Origin of the sequence: Rhodococcus sp. MH15 (genome assembly GCF_019266045.1) — a bacterium.
Classification (GTDB): Bacteria; Actinomycetota; Actinomycetes; order Mycobacteriales; family Mycobacteriaceae; genus Rhodococcus_F; species Rhodococcus_F qingshengii.
This window is the reverse complement of the sequence record NZ_LPNP01000080.1, coordinates 175,798-194,392: the sequence shown is the minus strand read 5'-3', so window position 1 is coordinate 194,392 and position 18,595 is coordinate 175,798. Positions and strand designations below refer to the sequence as shown.

The 18,595-nt window shown below is 61.6% G+C and carries 17 protein-coding genes; 7 read left to right on the top strand and 10 right to left on the bottom strand.

The features are described from left to right. Nucleotides 1–88 precede the first annotated feature (88 nt). Complete coding sequence (locus ATN37_RS23700) at nucleotides 89–1,585, top strand: MFS transporter (RefSeq protein WP_202426560.1); 1,497 nt, start codon at nucleotides 89–91, stop codon at nucleotides 1,583–1,585. Between the two features lie 27 nt (nucleotides 1,586–1,612). On the opposite strand, the gene ATN37_RS23695 is transcribed toward ATN37_RS23700, so the two are convergent. Beyond that, nucleotides 1,613–2,476, bottom strand: coding sequence for an SDR family NAD(P)-dependent oxidoreductase (locus ATN37_RS23695; protein WP_007730535.1), 864 nt, complete (start codon nucleotides 2,474–2,476; stop codon nucleotides 1,613–1,615). 47 nt (nucleotides 2,477–2,523) lie between these two features. After that, a complete protein-coding gene (locus ATN37_RS23690) occupies nucleotides 2,524–3,411 on the bottom strand; it encodes an SDR family NAD(P)-dependent oxidoreductase (RefSeq protein ID WP_058038475.1) in 888 nt (295 codons plus the stop codon). Nucleotides 3,412–3,652: 241 nt separating this feature from the next. Here ATN37_RS23690 and ATN37_RS23685 point away from each other — a divergent pair, with 241 nt between their 5' ends. Together ATN37_RS23685 and ATN37_RS23680 are read left to right on the top strand one after the other, a co-directional pair. Further along, nucleotides 3,653–4,000, top strand: coding sequence for a hypothetical protein (locus tag ATN37_RS23685; protein WP_218695684.1), 348 nt, complete (start codon nucleotides 3,653–3,655; stop codon nucleotides 3,998–4,000). Further along, complete coding sequence (locus ATN37_RS23680) at nucleotides 3,993–4,643, top strand: Dabb family protein (protein ID WP_058038356.1); 651 nt, start codon at nucleotides 3,993–3,995, stop codon at nucleotides 4,641–4,643. The genes ATN37_RS23685 and ATN37_RS23680 overlap by 8 nt, the downstream gene beginning before the upstream one ends. 5 nt (nucleotides 4,644–4,648) lie before the next feature. Here the strand turns inward: ATN37_RS23680 and ATN37_RS23675 are convergent, their stop codons facing one another. Further along, nucleotides 4,649–5,575: an alpha/beta hydrolase gene (locus ATN37_RS23675; RefSeq protein WP_007730522.1), complete on the bottom strand. Its 927-nt coding sequence runs from the start codon at nucleotides 5,573–5,575 to the stop codon at nucleotides 4,649–4,651. Between the two features lie 280 nt (nucleotides 5,576–5,855). Here ATN37_RS23675 and ATN37_RS23670 point away from each other — a divergent pair, with 280 nt between their 5' ends. Continuing rightward, a complete protein-coding gene (locus ATN37_RS23670; RefSeq protein WP_007730520.1) occupies nucleotides 5,856–6,578 on the top strand; it encodes an IclR family transcriptional regulator in 723 nt (240 codons plus the stop codon). A 134-nt stretch (nucleotides 6,579–6,712) separates the two neighbouring features. On the opposite strand, the gene ATN37_RS23665 is transcribed toward ATN37_RS23670, so the two are convergent. Together ATN37_RS23665 and ATN37_RS23660 are read right to left on the bottom strand one after the other, a co-directional pair. Next, a complete protein-coding gene (locus tag ATN37_RS23665) occupies nucleotides 6,713–7,294 on the bottom strand; it encodes a PadR family transcriptional regulator (RefSeq protein ID WP_050656919.1) in 582 nt (193 codons plus the stop codon). Nucleotides 7,295–7,432: 138 nt separating this feature from the next. Beyond that, nucleotides 7,433–8,698 carry a cytochrome P450 gene (locus ATN37_RS23660; protein ID WP_007730518.1) on the bottom strand — a complete coding sequence of 422 codons (1,266 nt, stop codon included), beginning with the start codon at nucleotides 8,696–8,698 and terminating at the stop codon, nucleotides 7,433–7,435. A 368-nt stretch (nucleotides 8,699–9,066) separates the two neighbouring features. Between ATN37_RS23660 and ATN37_RS23655 the strand changes: the two genes are divergently transcribed. Beyond that, entirely contained in the window at nucleotides 9,067–10,113 is a 1,047-nt protein-coding gene (locus ATN37_RS23655) for an NADP-dependent oxidoreductase (protein ID WP_030536117.1), read from the top strand. Between the two features lie 61 nt (nucleotides 10,114–10,174). On the opposite strand, the gene ATN37_RS23650 is transcribed toward ATN37_RS23655, so the two are convergent. Continuing rightward, entirely contained in the window at nucleotides 10,175–11,260 is a 1,086-nt protein-coding gene (locus tag ATN37_RS23650) for a TerC family protein (RefSeq protein WP_003942925.1), read from the bottom strand. 225 nt (nucleotides 11,261–11,485) lie between these two features. Here ATN37_RS23650 and ATN37_RS23645 point away from each other — a divergent pair, with 225 nt between their 5' ends. Continuing rightward, nucleotides 11,486–11,833 (top strand): hypothetical protein, encoded by a 348-nt coding sequence (locus ATN37_RS23645; RefSeq protein WP_003943172.1) that lies wholly within the window; start codon nucleotides 11,486–11,488, stop codon nucleotides 11,831–11,833. A gap of 4 nt (nucleotides 11,834–11,837) precedes the next feature. Here ATN37_RS23645 and ATN37_RS23640 read toward each other — a convergent pair whose 3' ends face one another. After that, nucleotides 11,838–13,070 carry a CdaR family transcriptional regulator gene (locus tag ATN37_RS23640; RefSeq protein WP_218695683.1) on the bottom strand — a complete coding sequence of 411 codons (1,233 nt, stop codon included), beginning with the start codon at nucleotides 13,068–13,070 and terminating at the stop codon, nucleotides 11,838–11,840. Between the two features lie 164 nt (nucleotides 13,071–13,234). Here ATN37_RS23640 and ATN37_RS23635 point away from each other — a divergent pair, with 164 nt between their 5' ends. Then, nucleotides 13,235–14,062, top strand: a complete 828-nt coding sequence (locus tag ATN37_RS23635) for an SDR family oxidoreductase (protein ID WP_003942902.1) — start codon at nucleotides 13,235–13,237, stop codon at nucleotides 14,060–14,062. Here the strand turns inward: ATN37_RS23635 and ATN37_RS23630 are convergent, their stop codons facing one another. The 3 genes from ATN37_RS23630 to ATN37_RS23620 form a co-directional block, all read right to left on the bottom strand. Next, nucleotides 14,063–15,274: a CdaR family transcriptional regulator gene (locus tag ATN37_RS23630; RefSeq protein WP_218695682.1), complete on the bottom strand. Its 1,212-nt coding sequence runs from the start codon at nucleotides 15,272–15,274 to the stop codon at nucleotides 14,063–14,065. It abuts the gene before it with no gap. A gap of 37 nt (nucleotides 15,275–15,311) precedes the next feature. Continuing rightward, nucleotides 15,312–16,865 carry an acetyl-CoA hydrolase/transferase family protein gene (locus ATN37_RS23625; RefSeq protein ID WP_007730514.1) on the bottom strand — a complete coding sequence of 518 codons (1,554 nt, stop codon included), beginning with the start codon at nucleotides 16,863–16,865 and terminating at the stop codon, nucleotides 15,312–15,314. An 82-nt stretch (nucleotides 16,866–16,947) separates the two neighbouring features. Continuing rightward, nucleotides 16,948–18,591, bottom strand: coding sequence for an AMP-binding protein (locus ATN37_RS23620; protein WP_075834708.1), 1,644 nt, complete (start codon nucleotides 18,589–18,591; stop codon nucleotides 16,948–16,950). Nucleotides 18,592–18,595: the final 4 nt, after the last annotated feature.

Genomic DNA, 18,595 nt, shown 5'->3' with positions numbered 1-18,595 from the left:
ACGGGATCGATCTCGCGGACTTACCATCCAGAGAAAATTACTTCGGCACATTAAGCAATTTCTCTTGTAATTCCCGAGAAGGACCCACTTGACGAATTCAGTGACGACCGACAGCGCTGCGCAGCCAACGGTCCACGACACCCCGGATGTATCCGTCGTAACATCGCCGCGCCGCGAGGCCGTCATCATCGGGGCGCTCAGCCTGGCCGCGATGATCGTCTCGATGATGCAGACACTGCCCGTCCCGATTTTGGGGCGTATTCAGTCCGATCTGGGCGCATCCGCGGCCGGCATCAGTTGGGTGACGACGGCGACGTTGCTGTCGGCCGCCGTTTTCACTCCCCTGTTGGGCCGCTACGGCGATCAGCACGGCAAGAAGCGCACGCTGGTCGGCGTTCTGGTCGTCATGGTCATCGGTTCGATCGTCGCCGCACTGGCACACAATCTGCCACTTCTCATCCTCGGACGCGTCCTCCAGGGGACCGCCACCGCCATCTTCCCGCTGGCTCTGTCGGTCCTGCGCGAAGAGGTCCGCCCACACAAGCTTCCCGGCGCGATGGCATTGGTCAGCGGAACTCTCGCATTCGGCAGCGGGCTCGCCCTCGTAGCCACCGGACTTCTCACATCGGCTCCGGATGCCGACTACCGCAATGCCTTCTGGATGGCCACCGGGTTCGCGTTGCTTGCCCTCGTCGCCGTCATCACGCTGGTTCCGGCAACCAAGCACAAGAGCGGCGGGCGCGTCGACGTCATCGGCGCGCTGAGCCTGGGCGCTGCACTCCTTCTGCTCCTGTTGTCGATTTCGCAAGGCCACCAATGGGGTTGGTTCTCACCCGTGACCATCGGTGTTTTCCTGGGCTCGATCGTGATGTTCGCAGTCTGGGTCTGGATCGAGAAGATCGTCGACGAACCACTGGTCGACATGCGAATGTTCGTCCACCGGCCCGTGATGATGGCGAATCTGGCGGGGGTCATGCTGGGCTTCGGAATGTTCGCCAACTTCCTGGGCATCTCCTATCTCGTGCAGCTTCCCCACGCCCTCACGGGATACGGATTCGACGCCAGCATTCTGCGTGCGTCGGTGGAATTCCTGCTGCCGGGTGCGATTGCCTCGCTGATCGCAGCACCGATCGGTGGGCGGCTCATCAGAGTGCGTGGGCCACGCTTCGTCCTGGGACTCACCGCCATCTGTGGTGCGGTGCCGTTCGCCTGGCTCGCGTACGACCACACGCACACCGCGTCGGTCATCGGTGCCGGCATCGTGATCGGCGCCGCCGTGAGCCTGGGCTACGCGGCCATGCCCGCGATCATCATGTCGAGCGTTCCGCGACACCAGAGTGGAATAGCCAACGGCATCAACTCGATCTCCCGTTCCACCGGCAGCGCCATGGGCAGTGCAGTGGTGACTACGATTCTCGCCTCGATGACCATCGCGAACCTGCCAGAGGGCGTATCCGCTCTGCCCAGCGAATCCGCCTTCACCGTCACCTTCGTCACTGCCGCCGTAGCTTTCGCTCTGGTCGGCCTGGTGGGTTGGTCAGGCCTCCCCAAGAGTGCGTCGACGTCTGTCAACGGCAGCGCGTGAACAGGCCTGCTCCGAACAGCTCCGCATTCACGAGATGCCCATGCGTGTGAGCATTGTGCGAGGATCGGCGGGAGGTAGCAGGTCTCGAAGCTGAGCGGCTCGGCGGTCGGTGAACTGCCGACACGCGTCGTCGTCGGAGAACACCCAGAAGTCCCCACGCGCTATTGCTTCGGTCATGTGCTCGGCGGCATCGAGCGGGTCGAGTCCGGATTCGACGTTCGCCTGTTGCATTGCATCGAAGACAGCGTTTGCCGTGACGTTCGTAGTCGGCGCGTCACGCTGGGCCGCACGAAAGATCTCACTCCGGATCGAGTGTGGAACAACAGCACTGACCTGAATCGGAGAGTCGACCAACGACAGATCTTGGTGCAAGCTCTCGGTCATCGCCAGCACCGCGAACTTACTGACGATGTACGGTCCTTGCACCGCGGCGCTGTTGATCCCGCCGACAGAAGACAGATTGGCCACACACGCCGGCTTACCCACCTTCAACATCAATGGCACGAAAGCACGAAGGCAATAGAAGACGCCGTCGACGTTGATCTCCATCAACCGTCTCCACCGCGCACCACTGACTTCCCACAGCAACCCGGCCGTCTCCACTCCGGCATTGTTGACCAGCAACTCGACGCTGCCGTGACGATCGAACACATTGTCCGCCATCCTCTTCACGGCATCGGCATCCGCTACGTCCACCCCATGGACGTCAGCTCTCCCACCGGCCGCGCGAATGTCCTCGGCGACGAGCGACGCACGCTCCTCGTCGATGTCGGCAACGACCACCGTCATTCCCAGCCGCGCAAGGTGACGGGCGAACCCTGCACCGATACCGGCCCCCGCACCGGTCACGACGGCCGTGCCGGTACCGAACCGGCGTTCAGCGTGGGACATCTCCACTCCTCGGGTTGTGTCGCCGAAACTATTGCTCGACAAAGACTTCAGATTCCTTCGGGCAGAATGTTGGGATTGCACCACGTCGGTGGCTCACGTCTGGGCATCAGCCCTTGCCCGTCGAGCGCCTTCACGACCAGATCCTGATACCAGGGAAAATGAAGACTGAAGGCTACAAGGCCGGTCCGCTCGGCCGCGGGAAGAGAACACATGGCCAGTACCGTCTCGGCAAGATACTCGACGGGCTCGGTTTCGTATCCATCCGGAATGAGTGCGTCGGCGCCGGGAGTCGAGATCGCAGTGGAAGGCCCCACCGAGTTGACCGCGATATTGTCGTCCAGCACCTCCGCGGCGAGGCCCTGTGTGAACCTGTGCAGTGCTGCCTTCATCGACGCGTAAATCACGTCACCCGACGTCTTGTTGTAGTCGCGGAAGGGCCTGATCGGATTCAGTCCCGTCGAGGAACCGATGTTCACGATCCAGCCTGCGCCGCGCTCTCGCATGTAGGGGATGGCTGCCTTCGACAGGGCGAACGGCGCGCGAATGTAGTGGTCGAGGGTCCGATCGAACGTCGCCAGCGACATCTTCTCGATCGGCGCGTAGTCGGCAAACCCGGCATTGTTCACGAGGATGTCGATACCTCCGGTCCGCGAGACGACCTTCTCGATCAATCCGTCGCGAGCCTCGGAATCCTCGAGATCGGCCGGAATGGCAAGTGCACGACCGTGTTGCGACTCGATCATCTCGACGGTCTCGGACAACGTACCGCCGATGACGACATTACTGTCGGCACGGACTGCCGCGGTAGGCCGAGCCGACCGTGCGGTGACGACCACGGTTGCCCCCTCTGCCGCCAGTCGCCTGGCGATCGCCCTGCCGATGCCTCGACTGCTCCCGGTCACCAGCGCGGTCTTCCCTACCAGCGAGTGATTCAACTGCTCCTCCAAGGCTCTTCCACTTCACGACATCGAACACATGACGTATGTGTTCGACCTGAGTTCGACTGCATTTCACGCAATCGTTGTCCGCCATGTTGCATCATCCGATTCTGTTGCACAGCAACGATTCCCGCCTGACGGGAGGTGTCGAAATGCCGGGCACATGACCAAATCCGCTATCTCCCGCTGTGTGAGATCGAAAGCATCACAACGGGTTAGGGGAAAGTAATCTTCACCAATGACAGATGAAACGCTCTACGTGATCGATCGGATAGTCACGAAACCGGGATGCGGTCGACAGTTCGTCGACGCGCTACTCGACCAGTATTTGCCGAGTGCACAGCGTCGCGGCATGACACTCGCCGACGTACTCGTCAGCCCTCCGTTGTGGTGCGATCAAGACCCGAACACCTTGACCGTCACCTGGACGGTCGACGGCACGGCCGGCTGGTGGTCGATGACGCGCCAGGGCCGCAGAGACTCCACCCTCAGGCAGTGGTGGGATGCAATGGCTCCGCTCATAATCGAACGGAGTCGCTCCATGGCCGCCGCAGCAAAGGACATCGAAGGACTGAGCAATGTATAACGTGACAAGAGTCGTGCACGCCGCCAACGGGGCGGGCGCCGACGAGTGGACCGCTGCAGTGAAGAACATTGCCGCAGTTGCCGAATCGTCGAACGCGCTGCGTCATCTCGTATGTACGACACTTCCCGGCGTCATCAACGGCGGAGATCTGATCGTCCATCTTCAGTTCGAAGACGAGATGGCTTGGCAGACAGCCCGAGATGCGGTCGACGACAGCCTGCGCTGCGCCGCCGTCGACCACTTCCACGGTGCCGAGTACTCGTCCGGGACCACGGGACGTTCCGGCGCCGAAGCCGCCGGTCAGGTGTACCGAGCGCTGTTCATCCGGATATCCCCCAGCACACCCCAGGACGTACTCGAGGAATTCGAACGGGATCTGCTCAGGATGCCTACCCATATCTCGTCGATCTGCGCCTGGCGTCTCAGCCGAGTCGACGCAGCGACCGGGCACACACCATGGACTCATGTCTGGGAGCAGGAGTTCACCGACCTCGGCTCACTGCAGACCCAGTACCTCGATCATCCGATTCACTGGGCAGTGGTGGACCGGTGGTTCGACCCCGAATGTCCCGAGGCAGTGGTCCACGACAGAATCTGTCACACGTTCGGCAATCTCACCGAGAGACTCCTGACAGTGAAGTGATCTGCCTACTCGCTACCGAGCGCCTCGCGCGTCATCGCCCAAAGCTTCTGTCGCGCAGGCTCGGTCAGTGACAAAGACGGGATAGTGAGGAAGCCGTGGAACAATCCTTCGAAGCGATGATGGCGCACCGAAACGCCAGCCGTCGCGAGCATCTGCGCATACGCGTCACCTGACGAACACGGCGGATCGAGTTCGGCTGTCACGACGACAGCAGACGGAAGACCGGCGAGCGTCTCCGCACGCGTAGGAATCACACGGGCGTCGTCGCGACCTTCAGGCGCGTACTGCTGCCAGTACCATTCCATCGCTGCGGTGGTGTTGTAGTGACCCGTGCCGTAGAGCCGATACGACTCGGTTTCGAAGTCGTCGTCGATCACGGGGTAGATGAGAACCTGAAGGGCGATTTCCGGACCACCCCGATCCCGAGCGGCAATAGCCACGGTCGCCGCGAGGTTCCCTCCCGCACTGTCGCCCACAAGTGCGATTTTACCTGCGTCGGAACCGTATTCGGCAGCATGCTCGCTGGCCCACGCCACCGCGGCGTAGACGTCGTCGTGGGCTGCCGGTGCCGGATGCTCCGGCGCCAACCGATAGTCGACGGCAACCACTACTGCGCCGACTCCCTGCGCCATCGATCGACAGAATTCGTCGTGACTGTCCAGATCGCAGAACACGAAACCGCCCCCGTGAGCGAAGACCACGAGAGGAACGTCGTTCGAGGTTCCATGCGGACGAAAGACGCGAATTGCCAGATCTCCACCGGGACCGTCGATTACGTGATTCTCGACTGAAAGCATGTCGGGAAGACCCGTCAGCGGCGCACGTCGGTTCCGAATCAGAGTTCGTAGCTCCGACGGCGGGACACTGGTGACATCCGGGAATCCAGCGTTGAGGGTTGCAAGCATCGTGGTGACTTCCGCTTGAATCGTCATATCGTCTCCTGGTCTCTCAGCCCGGCGGGTGGCGCTACGTCTGCGCCGGCATCCGCGTTTGTCCACTTGGCGTGTGATCACGTCAACGTAGATCGCCCACCACCAAGCAAGGAACCCGCTCTCCCGATCAGTGGTCCGTTTCCGCCGACGAGCACCGGAGGCGTCCGATCCACAGGGTGGCCTTCTTCACAAAGCAGAAAAAACATGTCATCATTCCTAATCGAAATAGCCTTGTCCAGGGCAGTTGTCCAACTTGACTACGGGATAGCAGAGGGAACACATGTCGCTCCAGCTCGAGGTCGATCCCGCAACGCCGAACGCCTTCCTCGACCGAGTCTCTCTGCTACTGGATGCGTTCGGCGGTCGAGATCGTCTCACCCTCGCCGAGATTGTCCGACGAACCGGGCTTCCAAGGTCTTCAGCCCACCGCATACTCGACCATCTGGTCCAACTTCGGTGGCTGCACCGCAGCGGCCGCGATTACACGCTCGGGTTGCGGCTCGTGGAACTCGGCTCGTTGGCCGTGTACCAGGACAGACTTCACTCAGCTGCGCATCCGCACCTGTACGAATTGCACCGGCGTACCGGACTGATCGTCGAGATGACGATTCTCGACGGCTCAAATGTGGTGTGCCGCGCCCACATGGCAGGTCGTTTCGCCAGCATGATTCCGAATCGGATCGGTTTCAGCACGCGCGCAGACGGAACTCTCGTCGGCAGGGTCCTCCACACCTTCAACAACGAGCGAGGAGAGGCGGCCGACGAGGTCCGAAAAACCGGCGTGGGATACGGCCGTGACACGCCGATCGACGGATTCGGCACGATCGCCACTCCGATCGGCCCGATCGGCGTCGCGACCTCCGCGCTGTCGATCTGCGGACCGCTCCGACAAATGCCGCTCGACGAGCGGAACTCGCCTCTCACCGGGCTTCTTCGGGAAACAGCCGCTTCCCTGTGGCGAAATGCGGGCGTCCGGACCACCGAAAGCATGCGAGCTCAGTAGGCACGAAGACTAGGCACGAAGACTAGGCACGAAGACCAAGCACGAAGACCAAGCTCGAAGACTGGGCACGAAAACCTCGACAGCACAATTCTATTGGCGTGGGGCAGAATCTGGAGAGTTGTACCTCCGCACGCTCAGATCAACTTCCAACTACCGGCATTGACGGGCTGCGGCAAGCCGAGAGCGTTGGCGTCGCCTTGCGCGAATCGAGCGGCGGCCTCATCGATGTCATCGAGCAACTGAGCGGCGAGGTCGATCTCCATCTGAAAATGGCGGCCTATCCATCGCAGACTCATCTCGGTAAATGCCCAGGCGGGTTCATTCTCCGAGTTATCGGCGTGTTCGATTGCCTTGAGCTTCTTTGCCTCGAGGTTGTCGATGTGATCGAGCACTATCGACTTGAGCTGATCGGGGTCGTTGAGGTGGCCGACCCACAGTCTCAACATCACTCCATGTTTGAGAACGGGGGTTTCGATCTCCGATCGGCGTGACCATGATCTGAGAGCCTCGATACCGGATTCGGTTATCGTGAACACTCGTCGACGACGCCCACCCGATTCCGAAACCTCCCGCGAACTGACGAATCCCAGCGTTTCCAGCTTTTTGAGCTCGGTATAGACCTGGCTCACCGACGGGCTCCAGTAATAGAACCCGATGCTCCAGTCGGCCCAGCTTTTCAGATCGCTGCCACTGAGTTCTTCTCCGAATGTGAGCATTCCCAGCACTGCCCAACTTGTCGCGGGCAATGCCGGGTAACACGCAGTTGCGGGATCAGGCACCGGCCCAGACTAACAAGACGTCGACCATCTGACACCGACTTGCCCACCGAGTGGTCTGTTCACGAATTCGTGCAATCAGAAAAGGTTCAATCGCAGTTCGGAGACACCGCGGATAAAGGCCGTGCCACCCCACGTCACTCCACCGTCGACGAGCTCGGTCTTCGGCGCTTTGTCGATCAACGCATTCAGGATGGTCTTGATCTCCAGCCGGGCCAACCACGCACCGAGGCAAGCGTGCGCACCGTGACCGAACGTGATGTGGTCCCGGACATTTGACCTCGACCAGTCCAATCTGTCCGCGTTCGGACCGAATCGAGTTTCATCGCGGTTTGCCGACGCCAGCCACGTCACAATGTGATTTCCGGCCGGAATCACCGCATCTCCCACCGCGTAATCCTCGGGAGCAATGCGAATCATCAACTGCGCCGTCGGCTCATAGCGCAGGACTTCTTCTACCGCGTGATCGAGCAGTGCCCTGTCGTCGACGAGTCGTTCCCACTGATCACGATGGCCCATAAGTGCATTCATGGTGAGACCGACCTGATTGACTGTGGTGTCCAGTCCGGCGATGACCAAAGTCTGCACGGTTGCGGCAACTTGATCCGGCCCGATTATCTCGCCTTCGTCGCCGGCGGAGATGAAGTCCGACAGGATGTCGTCGCCAAGATTGTTGCGCTTCCAAGCGATAACGTCCTGAAGGTGTGCCGAGAAATCACGCTGAGCGGAAATGTAGTCGCTGGTCTGCTCGGCAGTCAGAAACGGATCGAGTAGGTTGAGTCCCTTACGGGTCCACTCGAACATCGTATCGGTGTCGGCAGGTACGGGGATACCGAAAATTTCGCAGACAAGGCGAATCGGTAGCGGATGAGCAACTTCCGTCACCAGCTCGATCTCGGAGCCCCGTCCATGATCGGCAAGCAACTCGTCGACGATTTCCTTCGCCCGCGCGTCGTAACGCTTGATTGCCCTGGGCGTGAACGGGCGCGCCAGTAGCTTGCGCAATGCCAGATGGTCCGGCGGATCCAGCTTCGACAACGATGGGCGCAACAAGTAGGCGTCGCTACCACCGGCCGCCTTGATCCGCATATTGCGCGGTGCCTCGAGTGCATACTGTTCCGACGAACTCAGCGACTTGTCCGCCAGTGCGCGTTTCACGTCGTCGTAGGCGAAAAGCATGTATACGCCATTCGAATGCTGTTGTACCGGAGCAACTTCTCGCGCAATCGCGTACCGCGCGTACGGATCGGACAGGAAGCCTGGCTCCGTTGGATCGACCAATCCCGTTCTGAGCCAATCCGTTGTGTCATGAACCGCACGCTCCGAACCCACCGGCGAAGTCATAGTCAACCTCTCGTCCTCGACAAAATCACTCACACAAGATCTGGCAGATCATTGACGCCCTCGTAAAAATCCACAGCCGAATACCACTGGTGACGAGCGTCAGCGCTGCGCTGAACTGAACTGCGCAGAGCTTCACAGTCGGACTACGAGGCAACCAACAAACCGCCCGCTGTATGGGAAATGAAGTCGCGCTCCGGACGTCGGGTTGCCACATTCTCACTGAGCGGGCGGGAAGGTGCGCTCCTTGCTGCTCGAGGACAGAATTCCCAGACGTCTTCGCCGTGAATCAGTAAGGCGGCGAGATCAATTCCGGGCAATCGTCCCGAGAAGTGATGCGAACCGGTGTCGAAGCAGATTGGAAATTGCGCATGACCGAATATGTGAACCGCGCTGTGCGAGTCGTTCGAGCTCCCCGCGGCTTGCCTGTCGTAGAAGATTTTCGGATCGACGAGGTTCCGATCCGGCCGCCCGCGGACGGCGAAGTTCTGTTCCGCGCCCACTATCTTTCGATCGATCCGGCGATACGAAGACGCCTACCGTCCACCAGCTCTGCCCCCGGGCCGTTGGGAGCTGTTGCCGGTATCGGCGACGTCGTCTTGGCTGGAGTAGTGCCTGCGCACTCCGGTTTGGACGGCATCGCAGTCGGCGAAGTGATTTCTTCGCGGCATCCTGACTTTGCGGCAGGTGATTTGGTTCGAGGCGGCACGCACTGGCAGGTTTATCACACAATCAAAGGCGCTGCCCTGGACCGCATACCGAGGGAGAATCGAGCTTCCCTAGGAGATGAACTCGGAATTCTAGGACAGCCAGGATTTGTCGCACACTGCGGAATGCGGTTGGTCGCCGACGTCCGAGAGCGAGACACAGTCGTGGTTTCGGCGGCCGGCGGAGCAGTCGGCATGGTTGCAGGCCAAATCGCGAAGCTGGCGGGCGCCCGGGTGATCGGAATCGCCGGGGGTGAGAAGACCGAATACGTTGTGGAGGAATTGGGGTTCGACGCCTGCATAGATAGGAAGACGGCGAACATCGGCGAGCAGTTGGACGAATTGTGTCCGAAGGGCGTCGACGTCTATTTCGACAACGTCGGAGGCTCGATCACGCGAGCGGTTTTCGATCGCATGGCCGATTTCGGAAGGGTCGTCGTGTGCGGAATGATCAGCGAATACAACCAGGATGAAAGCGAAGTCGGGCCTCCCCTACGCCCTGTACTACGCAAACGTCTACGCATCGAAGGGTTCGTCTGCTACGACCACTACGACCGGTACCCGGAGTACCGGGCGTGGGCGTCCGCTCGAATCGCCGAAGGTGGACTGCGCTACCGCAACGATGTCACCGAGGGCATCGAAAATGCCCCAGCGGCCTTGATCGGGCAGCTTTCGGGCCACAACCGGGGGAAGCAGTTGGTGATGATTTGACAAAGGGAGACCACACGTCGTTGTGTGGTCTCCCTTTTCGATTCGTTCAGCCGATCAGGCGTCAGCCTCTGGGCCGAGCATCTACCTTGTCGTCATCGTCGTCGCGCTCGCCGGTTGCGAGCTGGACGCCGGATTTCTCGATGCTGCCGTCAGCACCTGACTTCTCGAGGTCGATCGGTGCATCACCGGTCGCAACCTCTTCGGCCTCAGGCTCTTCCGGTAGCGGCTTCTTGAGACTCAGGATGATCGAGCCTGCCAACACCACGATGATCACCGCGAGGCTGACCAGTGAGGGAATCTCGGGGATCGACGTGCTGATCACCTTGTGGCTGGCCTGCATGATCAGCTTCACGCCGATGAAGGCGAGGATGATCGACAGACCCTTGGACAGGTAGTGGAACTTCTCGAGCAGGCCCGAGAGCAGGAAGTACAGGGCACGCAGACCCAAGATCGCAAACGCGTTGCTGGAGTAGACGATGAATGGATCGTCACTCACTGCCAGCACTGCCGGGACGCTGTCGACTGCGAACACGAGGTCGGCAGCTTCGATGGCGACGACGACGGCGAACAGTGGTGTTGCGACGCGCTTTCCGGCTTCCTTGACGAAGAACTTGGTTCCTGCGTATTCCTCACGGACCGGCATGATCTTGCGCAGCAAGCGAACCGCCAGCGAGGTTCCCGGATCGAAGTTCTCGTCGTCGTCCTTGAGCAGCTTGTAGGCGCTGTAGAGCAGGATGGCGGCGAAGACGAACAGAACGGCCGTGAACTTGCTGACCACGGCAACGCCGGCGGCGAGGAAGATACCGCGGAAGATCAGGGCGCCGATGACACCGAAGAACAACACGCGGTGCTGGTATTCACGGGGCACCTTGAAGTAACCGAAGATCAGGGCGAACACGAAGAGGTTGTCGACGGAGAGGCTCTTCTCCAACAGCCAGGCCGTGGTGAATTCGACGCCCGAGTTCACCCCCAAGGTCAGGGTGACGACCACCGCGAATACGAGAGACAAACCGACCCAGAGTGCACTCCACCAGGCCGCTTCCTTGAAGCCGATGACGTGCGCGCCGCGGTGGGCGAGCAGGTCGATGAGCAACATGACGACGATGACTGCGGCGAACGCGGCCCACGCCCACATGGGAACGTTCATCGCTGACCACCTACCCGAATGGCACTGATGACTGCGGTCACGGGGAGCTCCTTCACTGGGTTCGGACGGCCGTCTCGCCGTCTTCTCCAGTGTTCCTTGCCGACTTCTATCCATCCCGGTCGAAATATCGACGACTTTCACACCTGAAGTTGCCGAAACCATGCAATCTGAGGGTGTTGCGTCCGAAACCGCCGCTGGACGGCATCTTGTTCTAGCCTGGCAAGCATGAGCACCTCGTTGTACTACTCCGCCGTCCGCACCACACCGCTGACCGACGACGAGAAGGCCGAAGTCGACCGACTCATCGCCGTCCACAACGACGAATTTCCGTTCGACTACGAGGTCCTGGACCTCTATCCGTCGGATATCCCCAACACTCTGCTCAACGGTTCGACAAAGATCTCGAGCGACCCGACCGAGGTAATCCCTTCGCTCGTCTACTGGTTCAACGCTCTGACCGAACTCCGGCGAGCGGTGCCCGACGCAGACTGGGACGTTTCACTCGACGACACCCCCGCCGATTGGGATGACAGCTCCGGCTATTCGCTCCCCGGGCTCGACGACATGCAGTAGCGAGTCACGGGTTCGCCAGGAGGGCGGCTCCGTAGCTCTCCAGCGCGATGAGCGCCAACTCTGTTGGCAGCCGACGCTGGTCCACGCTGCGGTCTAACAGCTTTTCGGCCTGATCGAGTCGATACCGCACGGTGTTCTTGTGCAGACCGAGCGCCACGGCGGTAGCGGCTGCAGTGCAATTGTTCTCGTAATAGCCCCGAACGGTGCCACGGATACGCGTCGTGACACCGTCCGCGCCGGCGAGGCCTTTCAATTCCCGAGCCACCAACGCACGCAGTTCGTCCAGATCTTCGGTGAGCAGACAGGGAACCTGAACATCTTCGTAGACGGTGACCCCCGGCGAACCCGTCGAACGGACCGCGATGCGCTGCGCGGCGAGAGCCTCGCGGTGACTGCGCGCGAATCCTTCCATTCCGTAACCGCTGGCCCCCACCGCGACACGGAGATCCGAATTCCGAGCACGATCGAGCGCCGCCCACTCATGGTCGTCGAAATGCGCGACCCACGACCACACCTCGCGCGCCCCCGAAGGCAGCGTCAGCACGCGCTCGGCATTCGACTCGTCCACAAAGGAACGCGCATACGAGTCCAATCGGGCCAATACGTCGGCGGCCGGATCGGTGTCGTCCGTCCAGAGAACAAACGCAGTGTGGTGGCGCCGCATCGGGTAGTCGAGAATCTGCGACACCTCATCGGAGTGAAGTGCTTCGCCTGCGACAATCGCGTGCACCGTCTCGGACCGACGCGCAAAAGCGCCGCGCGCCAAGCTCTCACGCTCCTTCGCATACGTTGCCACCAACAATTCGGTGGTCACTTCCAGCCATCTCATCGCCGAACCCCACACTCGGACCAGAAGTGCGCGCTTGAGTTCCGGACCGATCGGGAGTGCTTCTATCGACTCGTCGACGAAGCCCAGCATCGCGAGGCGTCCGGCACCGTAGATCTTGAGCAGGACTCGAAGATCCATACCGCGCCTAGCGACGGTGAGTGCAAGCGCAACCGACTCCGGCGGCGGCGTGACCTCCTGGGAACCGCCCGCGATCGCGGCCACGATGACGCGAAGCTGCGCCGCAGTGCTCGCATCCACATCGCGTCGTAGCTCCCGATCACCCGCCACTTCAGGATTGGCCACCGCAATGGCGTCGTCGATGCGTTGAACGAAACCGTCGATCACCTCCGGCTGGAGATAGATGGGCGCGAGATTTGCAATCCAGCCGTCCAACTCCGATGTGTCCATGGCGCCTCCCTGACTTGTCACCCTGATTGTGACTTAGTCACAAATCTACCGTCTCGCTTCGGCCAAGAAGCCCTAGCAACCCGGTTTCGACTGGTCCACAATCACATCTCACTGCAGATTCATCTCACTGCAACCAACCCCTATCTTTGGAGACGCTGGAGTAAATGAACAAACCTTTCGACGGTCAGGTAGTGGTCATCACCGGCGGCGCCCGGGGCATCGGATACGCCACCGCGAAGCGGCTGATCAGCCTGGGTGCGACGGTCGCGATCGGCGACATCGACGAAGCCACTCTCGCGCGAGCAGCCAAGGATTTGGGCATCCGCACGTTCGGGCGCCTCGACGTCACCGACCCCGCCTCGTTCTTCGACTTCCTCGACACCGTCGAAGGTGAACTCGGCCCGATCGACGTGCTGGTCAACAATGCGGGCATCATGCCGGTCGGACGGATCGTCGACGAGGACGACTCCGTGACCAGACGCATCATCGAGATCGACGTCCTCGGCGTGATCACGGGAACCAAGCTCGCATTGCGACGGATGCTTCCGCGCGGACGTGGACACGTCATCAATATCGCTTCGCTTGCAGGCGAACTCCCGTGCCCCGGTTTGTCGACGTACTGCGGCGCCAAGCATGCGGTGTTGGGCTTCACCGATTCTGTCCGCAAGGAAGTTCGTGGCACCGGAGTTCACATCTCGTCCGTGCTGCCGACGCTCACCAACACCCAACTCACCTCGGGCACTTCGGGCATGAAGGGATTCCGAGAGGTTCAGCCGGAGGAAATCGCCGAAGCCGTCGTCGGCTTGATCACCAAACCGCGCCCACGCGTACGCATTACGCGGGTGTCCGGGCTGCTCGTGCAGGCACAGGGCTTCTTCCCCCGGCGGCCGTACGAGGCATTGAGCCGACTGTTCGGCGTCGAGACGCAGTTTCTCGGCGACGTCGACACCGCGGCACGTGCTGCCTACGAAGAACGCGCCCGCGCAAGCTGATCAGGTCAGCTCGGTGGCCGGCCAGTCGAGCAGCTTCGCACCCAGTACGGCAGCGTGGAGTGCGAAGCTGTCGTTGGGATCGTTGACGTTCTGACCGGTGAGTTCACGGATGCGGTCCAACCGGTACGTCACGGCGCGGACGGACAAATGTAGGTCTCGGGCGGTCTTAGCCGTATTGCCGCCGGCGGAAAAGTACGCGAGCAGTGTGTCGATCATCGGTCCAGCGCCACCACGCGCCTCGAGCAGCGGCGTGAGAAGGGTGCGGATCAGGTCGGTGACCGCCGGTCTGTCGTTGACCAGAACCCGGTAGACCAGCAGGTCACGAGCATCGATGATCGGTGCGGTCAACGACAGGCGCTGCGCCAGGTCCAGTGCGTCCAGCGCCTCCCGGTACGACGCCACCACGCCCGAAGCGGTGGTTCGAGGGCGCCCGACAGCGATCTGCCACGTGCCGTCCAAAGGACGCCGCTGCAACTGCACTCGCCCATCGTCATCGGTCCCCGGTCCGAGAGCCGAACGAATCCCTGCCAGCACGTGGTCGACGGCATCGCGATCCGGCGCCGCGAAAACGACCACCAGTTTGCCGCTCTTGCTGGCGACCAACGCGTCGGCGTCACCCTTGCTACCCAGAACGGCACGTTCGACGGCGCGCACCAAAGGGTTGTCGTCGGTGAACTCACGGGCGGCGGTCACTACCGCCACGGCATGCGGACCACTGAGGTGGAGACCGAATCCTGAAGCGCGATCCAACAATCCGACGACGTCAGCGCCGCCGGTCAACAAGTCGTCGACGAACTCGCGGCGTGCCGATACCTGCGAGCGGACCAGAGAACGTCTGGCCAACTGAAACCCTTCGGCCAGTTCGGCGACGGCATCGTCGACGGCACGCAGCATCACTTCGCCGGCCGCGACGACGGCGTTCGGATCCGATTGTGCCGCAATAACAGCAGGCAGTTCACGCCACAGACGCCAGGCCGAGGAGAGATACAGATCGAGCAGGGCTCGCAGGGCGACACCCTGCTGCGCTGCTTCTTCCCCGCGAGCGCGGAAGCGGTGCAGCTGACGACGCTGCAGCGGCTTCCCCTCGCATACGGCGACACTGAGCACGTACAGGAAATCACCCAGCAGTTCGACGGGTAGGCCACCGGCGTCATCGGCCCCCGCCGCGGCAACCCGGCGTATGGCGTCGTCAGGTACCCCGGTTCGGCTCACCCTCGCATTCTCTCACTGCCGGCAGCATTGCCTGGCGTCACGAAAGGCGCATCGAACCCGTGTCGATGTACCGCTGATGGAACGAGAATGCCTCGCCCAGGATGTGCGGCGTCTGCCCCGCACCCGGTTGAGCGTCGGCGCGAGCGATGTAATCGTGGAGCAGTGGCCGGAACTCCGGGTGAGCACACTTGTCGACGATCAGGCGCGCGCGTCGCCGCGGCGACAGACCGCGCAGATCCGCCAACCCCTGCTCGGTCACCAACACCTGAGTGTCGTGCTCGGTGTGGTCGACGTGCGGAACCATCGGCACGATCGCCGAGATCTCACCGCCGCGGGCCGTCGACGGGCTCAGGAACATGGACACGTAGCCGTTGCGGGCGAAGTCCCCCGAGCCGCCGATTCCGTTCATGATCTTCGTCCCCATGACGTGCGTCGAGTTCACGTTGCCGTAGATGTCGGCCTCGAGCATGCCGTTCATGGCGATGATTCCGAGCCTGCGCACCACCTCCGGGTGGTTGCTGATCTCCTGCGGACGGAGAGTGATGTGGTGGCGGTAGAAGTCGATGTTCGCGGTCAGTTCTTCGATGCCCTCTTCGGTGAGCGCCAAAGCCGTCGAAGACGCATGCGCGACCGTTCCGTCCTTGATCAGCTTCAGCATCCCGTCCTGGATGACCTCGGAGTAGCAGGTGAGGCCGCGATACGGCCCCCGATCGAGCCCTCCGAGCACCGCGTTGGCGACATTGCCGATGCCCGCCTGCAGCGGAAGCAACGTATCGGCCGGCATCCGTCCGGCGCGCACCTCGAAGTCGAAGAATTCCAGGACGTGGCCGGCGATCGCCTCACTGACGGCGTCGGGTGCAGTGAGAGGGCTCGCGCTGTCACGGCAGTTGGTCTCGACAACGGCCACAACCTTCGTGGGATCCACTCGGAACGTGGTCTGGCCGATCCGGTCCTCGACACGAATGATCTCGAGCGGCTTGCGATGCGGCGGCAGCGCGGTGCCGTAATAGACGTCGTGAATACCTTCCATCGCCTCGGGCACCCACGAGTTGACTTCGAGGATGACCCTGTCGGCGACGTCCAGCCAGGTCTTGTTGTTGCCAATCGACGCGGAGGGAATCAACTCCCCTGATTCGGTGATACCGGCGACCTCGACCACCGCGACGTCTACGTTGCCGTAGTAGCCCTCCCACACCTGCTGAGCCACGTGGGAGAGATGGATGTCCACGTAGTCCATACGACCGTCGTTGATCCGGCGACGTGCGGTGGCCTCGGACTGATACGGCATGCGCAGCGCGATTCCGTCGACCTCCGCGAGCAGCCTTTCGGTCTCGGTGGACACAGAAGCGCCGGTCAGGAGATTGATCGTGAAGTTCGATCCGTTGCCGCGGGTCCGGTGAATACGCTCGGCCAGGGCCGGAATGACAACCTTGGGTGTACCGGCGCTCGCGAAACCGCTGATCGCGACGGTGTCGCCCGGGTTGATGAACTTCACGGCGTCGGACGCGGACATCACCTTAGACGCAAACGCTGTGGCGCGAATGCGGTTGGAGGTGGCGTTGTGTCCGGTCTCACCGAAGGTTGAACTCACGGCACCAGGATAAACAGGGCACGTCGAAGCGATTTACGGGGATAACCCAGACAGAATCGCTCCGACGTGCTATGAGCACCGATCAGTTGACGACGCCGTACACGCCTTCGCCGACCAGGCTCGCAATTCGATATTTCTGGATCTTGCCCGACCCTGTCAGTGGGAACGCCTCCGCGCTGAACCACTCCTTGGGCGCCTTGTGGCGCGCCAGTCGCTCGGTGCAGAACTCGACCAGCTCGGCGGCGGTAGGTTGGTCGGACTCGTCCTTCCAGCGGATAACGGCGACAACTCGCTCACCCCACACCTCGTCGGGCACACCCACGACCGCCACGTCGAGAATCTTCGGATGTGTGAAGATCACGGACTCGACCTCACGCGGATAGATGTTCTCACCGCCGCGGATGATCATGTCCTTGAGGCGGCCGGTAACCCGGACGTATCCACGTTCGTCCATCGTCCCCAAATCGCCGGTATGCAACCAACCGTCCTTGTCCACGGTGTCGGCCGAAGCCTCCGGATTACGGAAGTACTCGGTCATGACGAGGTACCCGCGCGCACAGATCTCGCCTTGTTCGCCGAGCGGCACGCTGCCCCCGGTCACGACGTCGGAGATCTTCACCTCGACCTGCGGCAACGCGAGTCCGACCGTCTCCGACTTGTCCTCGGGGGTGTCGGCCGGGCTGGTCTGTGTGATGACGGGGCTGGCCTCGGTTTGTCCGTAGACGATGCTGAACCCCGCCCCGAAGGCCGACTCCACCGTGCTGACGAGTTCGGGCGGGACCGACGACCCGCCGGATACGACCACCGAACAGGCCGAGAAGTCGCGGCTCGCGAAGCTGGCGTCGTTGATCATCGCGATCAGCATCGTCGGCACTCCACTGACCACGTCAGCGTGAAAGCGTTCCGCCGCATCGAGAACCGCAGTCGGATCGAAGTACTGGATCAGGCCGATGGACATTCTTCGCTGCGCGGCGCCGAGAACCAGGATGCCGCACCCGGCGGTGTGGAACAGCGGCATGGCCGACACAACCGAACCCCGCTCAGGGAATCGGCCTCTCCGACTCACAAAATCGGCATTGTTGACCAATCCGCGGTGATGCAACAGAGCACCTTTGGGAACTCCGGTGGTTCCCGACGTGTACTGGATCTGCGCATTGTCGTCAGGCGAGACTTCCGGCAGAGCGCCCCGTTCGCCCGCCCAACCTCGAACCTGGCGATCCCACTCCTCGAAGTTGACTGCGAGAACTTCTTCTCCCGAAATCGAAATCGCCTCGGATGCAACCGCTGCCATATCGCCACCGCGAAACTTTCCGGTGTGGAAGAGCCCCCGAGACTGGGACTGCGACAAGACGTACGCCAGCTCCTCCGCACCCAACGCAGGATTGGCGGTCACCAGAACCATCCCGGCGAGCGCGGCGCCGTATTGCAGAATCATCCATTCCGGAACGTTCGGAGCCCAGACAGTGATCCGATCTCCGCAGTCGAATTGAGACAAGAGGTAGTGCGCACACCCCTCTGCTTCGTCGAGAAGCTCCGCGAAGGTCCACGTGCGATCGGTTTCAGCCGCCCCGGAAAGCGAATGCGATTGCGTCGGAACCACTTCTCTGATTGCAATCAGATTCGGCGAGTCCGCGGCGCACTCTCGCAGCAGCCCACCCACCGTTTGCTCCTCTATCGGGTCAGACACGTCAGCGGGGAAGTACGACGTTTCGAGAACACTGCTCATCTCA

Bases quoted from the DNA above. Each gene is read 5' to 3' on its own strand.
- ATN37_RS23695 (WP_007730535.1), bottom strand. From the start codon at position 2,476: ATGTCCCACGCTGAACGCCGGTTCGGTACCGGCACGGCCGTCGTGACC.
- ATN37_RS23685 (WP_218695684.1), top strand. From the start codon at position 3,653: ATGACAGATGAAACGCTCTACGTGATCGATCGGATAGTCACGAAACCG.
- ATN37_RS23680 (WP_058038356.1), top strand. From the start codon at position 3,993: ATGTATAACGTGACAAGAGTCGTGCACGCCGCCAACGGGGCGGGCGCC.
- ATN37_RS23675 (WP_007730522.1), bottom strand. From the start codon at position 5,575: ATGACGATTCAAGCGGAAGTCACCACGATGCTTGCAACCCTCAACGCT.
- ATN37_RS23670 (WP_007730520.1), top strand. From the start codon at position 5,856: ATGTCGCTCCAGCTCGAGGTCGATCCCGCAACGCCGAACGCCTTCCTC.
- ATN37_RS23665 (WP_050656919.1), bottom strand. From the start codon at position 7,294: ATGCTCACATTCGGAGAAGAACTCAGTGGCAGCGATCTGAAAAGCTGG.
- ATN37_RS23660 (WP_007730518.1), bottom strand. From the start codon at position 8,698: ATGACTTCGCCGGTGGGTTCGGAGCGTGCGGTTCATGACACAACGGAT.
- ATN37_RS23655 (WP_030536117.1), top strand. From the start codon at position 9,067: ATGACCGAATATGTGAACCGCGCTGTGCGAGTCGTTCGAGCTCCCCGC.
- ATN37_RS23650 (WP_003942925.1), bottom strand. From the start codon at position 11,260: ATGAACGTTCCCATGTGGGCGTGGGCCGCGTTCGCCGCAGTCATCGTC.
- ATN37_RS23645 (WP_003943172.1), top strand. From the start codon at position 11,486: ATGAGCACCTCGTTGTACTACTCCGCCGTCCGCACCACACCGCTGACC.
- ATN37_RS23640 (WP_218695683.1), bottom strand. From the start codon at position 13,070: ATGGACACATCGGAGTTGGACGGCTGGATTGCAAATCTCGCGCCCATC.
- ATN37_RS23635 (WP_003942902.1), top strand. From the start codon at position 13,235: ATGAACAAACCTTTCGACGGTCAGGTAGTGGTCATCACCGGCGGCGCC.
- ATN37_RS23620 (WP_075834708.1), bottom strand. From the start codon at position 18,591: ATGAGCAGTGTTCTCGAAACGTCGTACTTCCCCGCTGACGTGTCTGAC.